We start from the raw sequence: 9,632 nt of genomic DNA, 5'->3' as shown, positions 1-9,632 counted from the left end.
ATATGGAACAGGGCCTCGCCATCATGGAGGCCGCCGAGGAGACCAAGTCGCCGGTCATCCTGCAGGCCAGCCGCGGCGCGCGCGCCTATGCCAATGACGTGGTGCTGGCCAAGCTGATCGACGCGCTGGTCGAAATCCATCCCGACATTCCGGTCTGCATGCATCTCGACCATGGCAACAACGAAGCCACCTGCGTCACCGCGATCCAGTACGGCTTCACCTCGGTCATGATGGACGGGTCGCTGAAGGAAGACGGCAAGACGCCGGCCGACTACGCCTACAATTCCGGCATCACCAAGCGCGTCGTCGACATGGCGCATTGGGGCGGCGTGTCCGTCGAAGGCGAGATCGGCGTGCTCGGCTCGCTGGAGAGCGGCGGCGGCGAGCAGGAAGACGGCCACGGCGTCGAAGGCGCGATCAGCCACGACCAGCTTTTGACCGATCCGGAACAGGCGGTGGAATTCGTCAAGGACACCCATGTCGATGCGCTGGCGGTTGCCATGGGCACCAGCCATGGCGCCTACAAATTCTCGCGCAAGCCGGACGGCGCGGTGCTGGCCATGAACGTCATCGAGGAGATCCACCGCCGCCTGCCGAACATGCATCTGGTCATGCACGGCTCGTCCTCGGTGCCCGAGGACCTGCAGGAGATCATCAACAAATATGGCGGCCAGATGAAGCCGACCTGGGGCGTGCCGGTCGAGGAAATCCAGCGCGGCATCAAGCACGGCGTGCGCAAGATCAACATCGACACCGACAACCGCATGGCGCTGACCGGCGCGATCCGCAAGGTGCTGACCGAGAACCCGAGCGAGTTCGATCCGCGCAAATATTTGACACCGGCCATGGCCGCCATGCGCAAGCTCTGCAAGGAGCGCTTCGAACAGTTCGGCACCGCCGGCAACGCGCAGAAGATCAAGCCGCTGCCGGTCGCCGAAATGGCCAAGCGCTATAAGTCGGGCAGCCTCGACCCGAAGTTCGGCTGAGCTCCAGCCATTTATCCCAGAGCTGCCAGAAGCATCCTGGCAGCTCTGGCGACGGCTGTTTTACTCCGGAGTCTCGGCCTCGGCACGAACCAGCTTGATATCGGCGCCAGCCGCCCATGCGCCGATATCTTCCCGACGCAATGCCGCCGCCATCATGTCTGGAAACAAATCCGGCGTGCAGGCGAAGACCGGAATACCGAGGGCGGCCACCGAGCCTGCCATCTTCGGGTCATAACCCGGCCTGCCCTGGTCGGTCAGCGCCAGAAGCACCACGACGTTGACGCCGGAGCGAACGAGTGCAGCAAGCCGCTGCAGCAATTCCTGCCCGTTGCCGCCCTCATAAAGGTCGGTGATCAGCACCATATGCGACTTGGTCGGCCGTTCGATGCGGTCCGCGCAATAGGCCACGGCCTGGTTGATGTCGGTGCCGCCGCCCAGCTGCACGCCGAACAGGACTTCGACAGGATCGCTAAGCTCCTCGGTCAGATCGACGATCGCCGTGTCGAAGCAGACAAGCTTGGTCCGCACGACCGGCAGGGAAGCCATCACCGCGGCGAAGATGGAGGCGTAGATCACCGAGCTTGCCATCGAGCCCGACTGGTCGACGCACAGCACCACCTCATCCAGGTCGACCAGCCTTCGCTGTTTGCGCATGAAGCCGACCAGCTTCTCCGGCACGATGGTTTTGTGCTCGGGCTGGTAATGGCGAAGGTTGGCTGAGATCGTACGCGGCCAGTCGATGTCGCGCTGGCGTGGGCGGTTGGTGCGCTGCGACCGGTCGACCGCGCCGCGGATCGCCTCGGCTGTCTTCTGCTCCAGCCGCTGCATCAGCTTGGCGACGATATCGGCGATGATCGTGCGCGCAATGTCCTTGGTCTTGGCCGGCATGACCGAGCGCAGCGAAATCAGGTCGGCGACGAGATTGACGTCGGCCTCGATCGCCTTAAGGAATTCCGGCTCCATCAGCATCTGCTTCAGGTTGAGCCGTTCGAAGGCATCCTTCTGGACGATCTGGACGACCTGTGCGGGAAAGAACGATCTGATATCGCCCATCCACTGTGCCACCCTTGGCGCCGAGCGGCCGAGGCCGCCGCGCCGCTTGCGCGGATCGGCGGCCGCATCGCCGGCACCATCGCCGTAAAGCGCATCGAGCGCCGCCGAAAGCCGCTTGTCGGTGTCGGACAGCGCTGACGAGGTTTCCTCATCGGCACCGATCGCCAGGCGCCAGCGGCGCTCCCGTCCGTCGCCGGCCTGGATTGGTTCGCTCATTTCGGCCTCGTCATCCATTGCCGCTCCCTCCCGTCAGCAAGGGTCCGAGCCGTTCAAGATGGCGGCGCCACGCTTCGCCGCCATCCGGAGTCGGCGTCAGTCCGGCAGGCAGGCGTGCGGCGCGGCCGAGCACCGCTTCGATCAACCGCCGCCGCTCCATCGAGTCCAGATGCGAAAAGACCCGGCGCAGCAACGGCAGATGCGCAATGAAGGCGTCTTCGTCGAGGGATGCGAGCCAGGCATCCACCGCACCGCGCAGGCCCTCGTCGTAGATCAGCCGTTGGCCGGCAGTGCTGAAGAAACCCTCGAAGAACCCTGCAGCCTCGGTGACAGGCGTTCCTGGAGACAGACGTCGTGCGATCAGACCGGTTGCCGCGTCGGCTGACAGATGGCCGGCTTCGTAGAGCAGATGCGCGGCACAGCCTGCCACCAGCGCCGTCGAGCGCGATCCATCGAGCACCGCAGCCAGCCCATTGCGCCAGGCGTCCAGCACGTCCTGTTCAGGCTCGACCAGACTGATCGCTTCGTCGGCCTTGCGCATGGCGCCGACCAGCGTCGTGGATGCCTGGGCATCGAGGTCGCGGGCGGCATAGGCGAGCGCGATCCCGCCTTCGACGATCAGCCGCTCCAGCAGACCGGACAGACGGGCGGTTTCCGTCTTGCGAGCCTCGCCATAGCGGATGATGTCGGCGAGCGGCGGCACCGATGTCAGGATTTCCAGGCATTCGCTGCTGCGGGCTGCCCGTTCCTCCAAGGCCGCGAGACCGGCGATCGACGCTTCCGACAGGTTTGCCGTGATGGCGCCCTGGACCAGTGCGGCCATCGCATCAAGAGACGTCGCCGCGCCGATCATCTGGATCAGCCGACCATTGGCCGCCTTTTCGATGGTTGGTCCGTAGACCAGGTTCTCCACCAGTCGAACGGCATACTCAGGTTCCCACGACAGCGTCCAACGCTCGCGAAAGGTGCCGCGGCTACGGCCGCTGTCGATGAGTTTGCCCCAATGCACGCCAAGCACGGACAGCCGGTGCAGCAAGGTCGACCGAAACAGCCCGCTCTCGCTGCGCAGATCGACCGATAATTCGCGCTCCAGCGCCTCGGGCTTCAGCCGTGCCGCCTTCTGGTTGCGCTGCAGGTCCTCGATTAGCGGCGCCAGCGGCGTGTCTGGCGGAATTTCACCGACATCGGCGCCCAGCAGCAATTCGGCTTCGACCAGCGCCCACAGCAGCGCTTCCCCGTTGAACAGGGCGGCGATCGCGGCGTCACGCAATTCCTCGAAACCGGGCTTTGGCCGTTCACGGATCACAGCCAGCGTGCGGGCCAGCCGTTCGGCTTCGATCAGCGAGGCGGTCGAGACCATGTGCCCCTTGGCCCTCAGGACCGCCGCGATCTTCGCCAGCCAAAGGACCGAGGCGTCGCCTTGCCCGCGCGTCTGCCACAGATGCTTGCACCAGCCGGGCGCGACAACGCCGGCGCCATAACCGAAGCCCAGCGCCAGACGCGGCCCCGTCCACGGCGCCCAGGTCATCATGCTCTTGCGGCGGGCGAGCCCCTTGAGTAGCGCCTGGTCTTCCTTCAGCGGTCGCGTCGCCTGCAGCGCCGGCACATGGAAAGCACCGCAAACGATAGCGATCGGCCCATCGAATTCCTTTCGCGCGGCGGCGATCTCAAGCCGCATATGCGCTTCGCGTTTCGCCTCAAACGCCGCAAGCGGACCTTCGCCGTCCCGCAGCGTCGTCATCGCGTCGGCTATTGCCGCGAAGATTGGACCCGGCTGCGGGTTCTGCTCGATGATATCAGACCACCAGCTTTCGCCATCCTCATAGCCGGCAGCTTGTGCCAGCGTTCCGATCGGGTCCCGCAGATGCGGCGCCAAGTCAGCCTCGACGTTGGCTTCCGTTCCATCGCTCTCGGTTTCCCCCACGGCCTCAATCGGCGCAGTGCGGGCTGACGACGGCAAATCGATGAAGCGCACTGCCGCATTGTTGGTGACGGCCCAGAGCGTCGCCTGATACTCCGGCGAGAATTCGGCGAAGGGCCAGAAGCTTGTCGAGGCCGGATCGTCTTCGGGATAGCAGAGCAGCGCCACCGGCGGCTGCATTTCGGGGCGGGCGAGCAACGGCAACAGCGGGCTGGCGTCGGCCGGTCCTTCGATCAGCACGGCGACCGGTTTCAACTCCTGCAACGCCTGCACCAGGCTGTCGGCGGAGCCGGGCCCGTGATGGCGTATGCCGAAATAGGAAACGTCGCTGAGCCCCATGGCGTCAGATTGCCGCGTTCAAGGCCGCGTAGTAGCCGGCATAGTCTGGCCGCTTCTTGAGCACGGTTTCCAGATATTCTTCCAGCACCAATTTGTCCTGCACGGGATCCTTGACGATCGCGCCGACGAGGCTGGCGGCAAGGCCTTCGGCGCCGAGCTTGCCGCTGTCGAACCAGGCCGCCTGGCTGAGGCCGCCGACCATGGTGGCAATGGCTTCGGCCGTGGACAGCGAACCGGACGGCGTCTTCAACGTCACCTTGCCGTCGGCTGTAGCACCGGAGCGCAACTCGCGAAAAATGGTCAGCACTCGCGCGATCTCCTCACCGACATTCTTCGGCACCGGAAGGTCAAGACCGCCGGCCATCTCGCCGACCCGCTTGGAGACGATCGCCACTTCCTCCGCCATGTCTTCGGGCAAAGGCAGCACGACGACGTTGAAGCGGCGCTTCAACGCTGACGACAACTCGTTGACGCCCTTGTCGCGGTTGTTGGCGGTGGCAATGATGTTGAAGCCGCGCTGCGCGTAGATCGAGGTGTTAAGTTCCGGGATCGGCATCATCTTTTCGGACAGGACGGTGATCAGCGTGTCCTGCACATCGGAGCCCATGCGCGTCAGCTCCTCGAGGCGGCAAAGCTTGCCGTCCTGCATGGCGCGGTAGAGCGGCGTCGGCACCAGCGCATCCTGGCTTGGGCCCTTTGCCAGAAGCTGTGCGTAGTTCCAGCCATAGCGGATCTGGTTCTCGTCGGTGCCGGCCGTGCACTGCACGATCAGGGTCGAATCGCCCATGATGGCGGCGGCGAGATGTTCCGACACCCAGGATTTGGCCGTGCCGGGAACACCCAGCAGCAACAGCGCGCGATCGGTGGCGAGCGTCGCGACCGCGGTTTCCATCAGCCGGCGGCGGCCGACATATTTGGGCGTTATCACTGTCCCGTCGTCAGCCTTTCCGCCAAGCAGGTAGGTAAGGACCGCCTTTGGTGAAAGGCTCCATCCGGCAGGCCTTTGCCGGTCGTCATTGCGCGAGAGCGCCTGCAATTCGGCGGCATAGGCCTGCTCGACCGGAAGACGGATGGCTGCGTTCATTTGCTGTTCTCCGGATTGATCATATGTTGGTTCAATGCTCGGCCAGTGACGCGTTGAGCCGCAGGAGACCCAGAGACGGCGCCGCCGGCGCCATACCGGCCGCAACAACGTCTCCGATCAATTTCTCCGCCGTCGCCGCCGTGGCGAGAAAGCCCATAGTTTCCAGAAGCTGGTCGACGCCTCGCCTCACAGCGTCATCGTTTGCTGCAACAGCGGAGCGAAGCGCCGCGAGCGTCTGGCCGTTTGTCAGGTCGGCCCATTCCAGCCAGCTTGCTTCGAGGCCCTCGGCCAGATTGAGCGCGCCAAGATGTTGCGTGTCCTTCAGGATCGACCTGACCAGGACACGCTTCCTGCGGCTGTCCAGACGCGCCATGAGGTGGAGGACGAAGAGTGCGGGCTTGTCACGTTCGGCGACAAGCATATCCGCCATGTGCGTCACCGCGGCGTCGCTGCCCGACGCGGCGACCATTCGGGCAACAAGGATATCGGCATTGCTCTCGGCGCCGAATTGCCACGCCCCGATAAACTCGGATTCGGTGGTGCCGAAGCGCGTGGCGAGGTCGACCAGGTTACAGGTCTCGAACAGTTCGGCGCGACGTCTTTCCTGCGCCGGCGATTTGAGTTTTGCCGGCGTGTAGGTGGTGCGGCGGCGGATGAAGCCGGATTTGCCTTCAGCGATGAAGGCAGCGAGTTCGGCCGTCGGATCTTCCGGCCCGCCACCGCCTGGCGAGCCGTGCTCTCCCAATCTTGCCAGCAACCGGCCAGCGAGCTCGCGCAGCTTGCCGGAACGATCGGCGGAGAGGCTCTTCAGGAATGGCACGTCATCGGCACCCAGGCCGAAGCGCAACAGGTCGACGAGTGCAATCCTGATCTCCGCCGGCTCTCCGGAGGCTTTGGTTTCGATCAGTTGCCGAGCCGAAGCCGGTGCGGTGCGGCGCATATCGGCGAGCGCGGTGCGGCGTGCGGCGGGATAGAAGTCATCCCAGTTTTCCACCGTCAGATGCTCCTGGCTTGCAGGTTTTTCGCCGTCCGCGCCTGCCTGCCAGTCGATCCAGGGTGCATAAACGTCCGGACTGCTCTGATCCGACGCGGCTGGCATCCAGTCCATCGGATGCAGCACGAAGCCGCGGCTGGCGACGAGCGTGACCACACGCGACTTGCTTCTTGTGTCGGCGGCATGCTTGAGCGCGGCTCGCAATAGCGGCCGCAGCCGTTCCGGCAGCATCGGCAAGGCGAGTTCGGGCAATTGCGGGCGGCGTTTCAGCATCTTTGGCGCGGCTGGCCGCAAGGCGGTGTCGAGAGCTTGTGCGGCGATCGCCAGCAGCCGGCGTTCGCGCTCGTCGGGGCTGGCACCGCCGGCGATCTCCTTCCACGCGCCCGGAGCCAGGTCGAAGGTGGTCCCGCCGGTGATCCAGCAGTCGCGCATGGCCGCCAGGCCGGTCTGCTCGATCTCGTTCACGACAGGTCAAGCCTCCCGAAACCGCTTTGCGCCGCCAGCAGGTCAAGCCGGCTGCCATTCCAAAGTGCTGCCGTTGCCATAAGGTCCAGCCCAAGCAGCGTTGGATTGACGGTGTCGGCAATCGGCAAGGCGATACCATGCGGATCGCCGGCGGCTTGCCACCAGGCAGCGCCCCGATCGTCCAGCAGGATCGCGCCGGGCGGCAGCATGACAGGACAATCGGTGAGCCAAGGGGCTGTGTTCTGGTGAGCAGCATGCGCCGCGAGCGGATCGGCTGTGTGAAAGCCGAAATCGGGCCACTCACCTGTCGGGACGTCGCCCTTGCGGTCCGCCACCAAGGCCCGCAGCGGCTGGCGTGCCGGGTAAAAGACCAGCCTGGCATCGAACCGGTCGCCCGGTGTGAAGGCGTTCGACCGGCGACCGGCCGAGGCCGGAAAATAGTCGAGCAAGAGAGCAAATTGCGGGCTCGCGCTCTTCAGGTTGAGCAGCCAGGTCGAATGGCTGACGAGACCGTCACGGCGCGACTCGATCTTCTCGCCAAGCACCTCCCAGACGCTTTCGACCTGTTTGGCATCGGGATTGGCCAGAACCTGCTCACGGCTTTCGGACGTCGATACGAGCCGCCTCAATTCGGCGTCGCCTGGCGTCGATCGCCAGGCCTTGGCCACCAGCACAAGCTTGCCTAGTTCGCGGATCGCCGCGTCCGGGCGCTCCTCGCTGCGCAGCCCCATCAGCCGTGACGGAATCTCGTCGATGCGGCCGGCAAGCGCTGTCGCCTTCATGTCGACCAGCCGTGCCGCAATCCGGCGGCAACGATCACTGCTGTTGTCGACAAAACCGGCCAGGCCAAGCCGCAACTGGTCAGCGATCCATTGATCCAGCTCATCCAACGCCGCCGACACCGCGGATTGCGTATCCAGCGTCCGCTTGCGCTGCGCTGCCTCGCGGCGCTCGACCGCAGCGGCGTCCTCGACATCAGCGCTTTCGTCGTCGCGCGAGGCCTCGCCAATGCTCTTGCCTCCCGCACCGGGCGCTGGCGCCGCCGGCTGCGGCGAGGCCTTCCTGCGGCGGCCGAGCCAATCATTCACCCATTCCGGGGCCGAGCCTGCGGCGGTAAAACTGGCCGGCGTGGTGGCTGCAATCCACATCAGCGCCAAAGTGTGCTTGCAGGGAAATTTCCGCGACGGACAGGTGCATTTGTAGCCATGGTCGCCGGTGTCGACGACCACACGATAGGGATTGGAGCCGGAACCCTGGCATTCCCCCCAGAGGAGCCCCAGTTGATCGCTCTTTTCGAGCCGTGGCCAGTTCGATTGCCTGGTCAACCTGGACGCTGCGCTCAACGACGCCTGATCGGGCGCAAGCGCTTCGATGGTTTTCAAGTCGAATTCCAAGCCGCGCCTCTCGTCGCTCGAACGATACGGGTAGCCAGTATAGATGGCCGTCTATGACGGATTCTTGTAGCAGCAGCGGTACCGAGATCGATACAGCTGAACACAATAGTTGCGCCAGTTGCTATCCGGCGATGTCTCCCTCGAGAAATTATCTCCTGGCGAGGATAAACGCGCGATATGACTTATTGAAGCGTCCGCGCCGGCTGACCGGCGTGGTCGCGCGCGATGCCGGCTTCGGCATCCTCCACACCAAACGCACGGTCGAGGCCCGTCGCCACCACCGAGACCCTGAAGCGGCCTTCCATGCCCTTGTCGAAGATGGCGCCAACGATGATGTCGGCATCCTCGTAGACCTCTTCGCGGATGCGGGTGGCGGCCTCGTCGACCTCGAACAGGGTCATGTCCCTGCCGCCCGATATCGAGACCAGCACGCCCTTGGCGCCTTTCATCGACACTTCGTCGAGCAGCGGGTTGGCGATCGCGGCTTCGGCCGCCTTCATCGCCCGGCCCTCACCGGAGGCCTCGCCGGTGCCCATCATGGCGCGGCCCATGTCGCGCATCACCGATTTGACATCGGCGAAGTCGAGATTGATCAGGCCTTCCTTGACGATGAGGTCGGTGATGCAGCTGACGCCGGCATAGAGCACCCGATCGGCAATGACGAACGCATCGGCGAAGGTGGTCTTGGCATCGGCGATCCGAAACAGGTTCTGGTTCGGGATGACGATCACCGTGTCGGCGCTCTCGCGCAGCCGCTCGATGCCCTCTTCAGCCATCTGCATACGGCGCCGGCCCTCGAAGGCGAACGGCTTGGTGACGACACCAACCGTCAGGATGCCGGCCTTGCGCGCCGCCTGGGCGATGATTGGAGCCGCACCGGTTCCCGTGCCGCCGCCCATTCCGGCGGTGACGAAACACATATGCGTGCCGGCCAGATGGTCCATGATCTCGTCGAGCGATTCCTCGGCCGCGGCGCGGCCGATCTCGGGAAGCGATCCGGCGCCCAGTCCTTCGGTGACGTGGGCGCCAAGCTGGATCAGCCGCGTCGCCTTCGACATGGTCAGCGCCTGGGCGTCGGTGTTGGCGGCGATGAATTCGGTGCCCTGAAGCTGCTCGGCGATCATGTTGTTGACGGCATTGCCGCCGCCGCCGCCGACGCCGATCACGGTGATCTTGGGTC

The 9,632-nt window shown here is 64.8% G+C and carries 7 protein-coding genes; 1 reads left to right on the top strand and 6 read right to left on the bottom strand.

Annotated features, from left to right (window positions below; translation table 11 throughout):
• The coding region (gene fba, locus EN964_RS14025; protein WP_127276455.1) for a class II fructose-bisphosphate aldolase at nucleotides 1-986 on the top strand (986 nt) is incomplete at its 5' end.
• A 60-nt stretch (nucleotides 987-1,046) separates the two neighbouring features.
• Here fba and EN964_RS14020 read toward each other — a convergent pair.
• The 6 genes from EN964_RS14020 to ftsZ form a co-directional block, all read right to left on the bottom strand.
• Nucleotides 1,047-2,273: a VWA domain-containing protein gene (locus tag EN964_RS14020; protein WP_127270708.1), complete on the bottom strand. Its 1,227-nt coding sequence runs from the start codon at nucleotides 2,271-2,273 to the stop codon at nucleotides 1,047-1,049.
• The gene (locus tag EN964_RS14015; RefSeq protein ID WP_127270098.1) at nucleotides 2,266-4,515 is read right to left on the bottom strand and encodes a DUF5682 family protein; all 2,250 of its coding nucleotides are present in this window, start codon (nucleotides 4,513-4,515) and stop codon (nucleotides 2,266-2,268) included. The genes EN964_RS14020 and EN964_RS14015 overlap by 8 nt, the downstream gene beginning before the upstream one ends.
• 4 nt (nucleotides 4,516-4,519) lie before the next feature.
• A complete protein-coding gene (locus tag EN964_RS14010) occupies nucleotides 4,520-5,599 on the bottom strand; it encodes an AAA family ATPase (protein ID WP_027036087.1) in 1,080 nt (359 codons plus the stop codon).
• A 31-nt stretch (nucleotides 5,600-5,630) separates the two neighbouring features.
• On the bottom strand, nucleotides 5,631-7,058 hold the full coding sequence (locus EN964_RS14005; protein ID WP_127270100.1) for a DUF5691 domain-containing protein: 1,428 nt from the start codon (nucleotides 7,056-7,058) through the stop codon (nucleotides 5,631-5,633).
• Nucleotides 7,055-8,440: an SWIM zinc finger domain-containing protein gene (locus tag EN964_RS14000; RefSeq protein ID WP_236383125.1), complete on the bottom strand. Its 1,386-nt coding sequence runs from the start codon at nucleotides 8,438-8,440 to the stop codon at nucleotides 7,055-7,057. Before EN964_RS14000 ends, EN964_RS14005 begins: the two co-directional genes overlap by 4 nt.
• Nucleotides 8,441-8,634: 194 nt before the next feature.
• Nucleotides 8,635-9,632: cell division protein FtsZ (gene ftsZ, locus EN964_RS13995; RefSeq protein WP_127276453.1), on the bottom strand; the 998-nt coding region annotated here is incomplete at its 5' end.

Source organism: Mesorhizobium sp. M7A.F.Ca.CA.001.10.2.1 (assembly GCF_003998575.1).
GTDB lineage: Bacteria > Pseudomonadota > Alphaproteobacteria > Rhizobiales > Rhizobiaceae > Mesorhizobium.
The sequence above is the reverse complement of the archived record's forward strand: the minus strand, read 5'-3'. Positions and strand labels throughout refer to the sequence as shown.

Coding starts and splice junctions, on each gene's coding strand:
- EN964_RS14020 (WP_127270708.1), bottom strand. CDS start 2,273: ATGGATGACGAGGCCGAAATGAGCGAACCAATCCAGGCCGGCGACGGA.
- EN964_RS14015 (WP_127270098.1), bottom strand. CDS start 4,515: ATGGGGCTCAGCGACGTTTCCTATTTCGGCATACGCCATCACGGGCCC.
- EN964_RS14010 (WP_027036087.1), bottom strand. CDS start 5,599: ATGAACGCAGCCATCCGTCTTCCGGTCGAGCAGGCCTATGCCGCCGAA.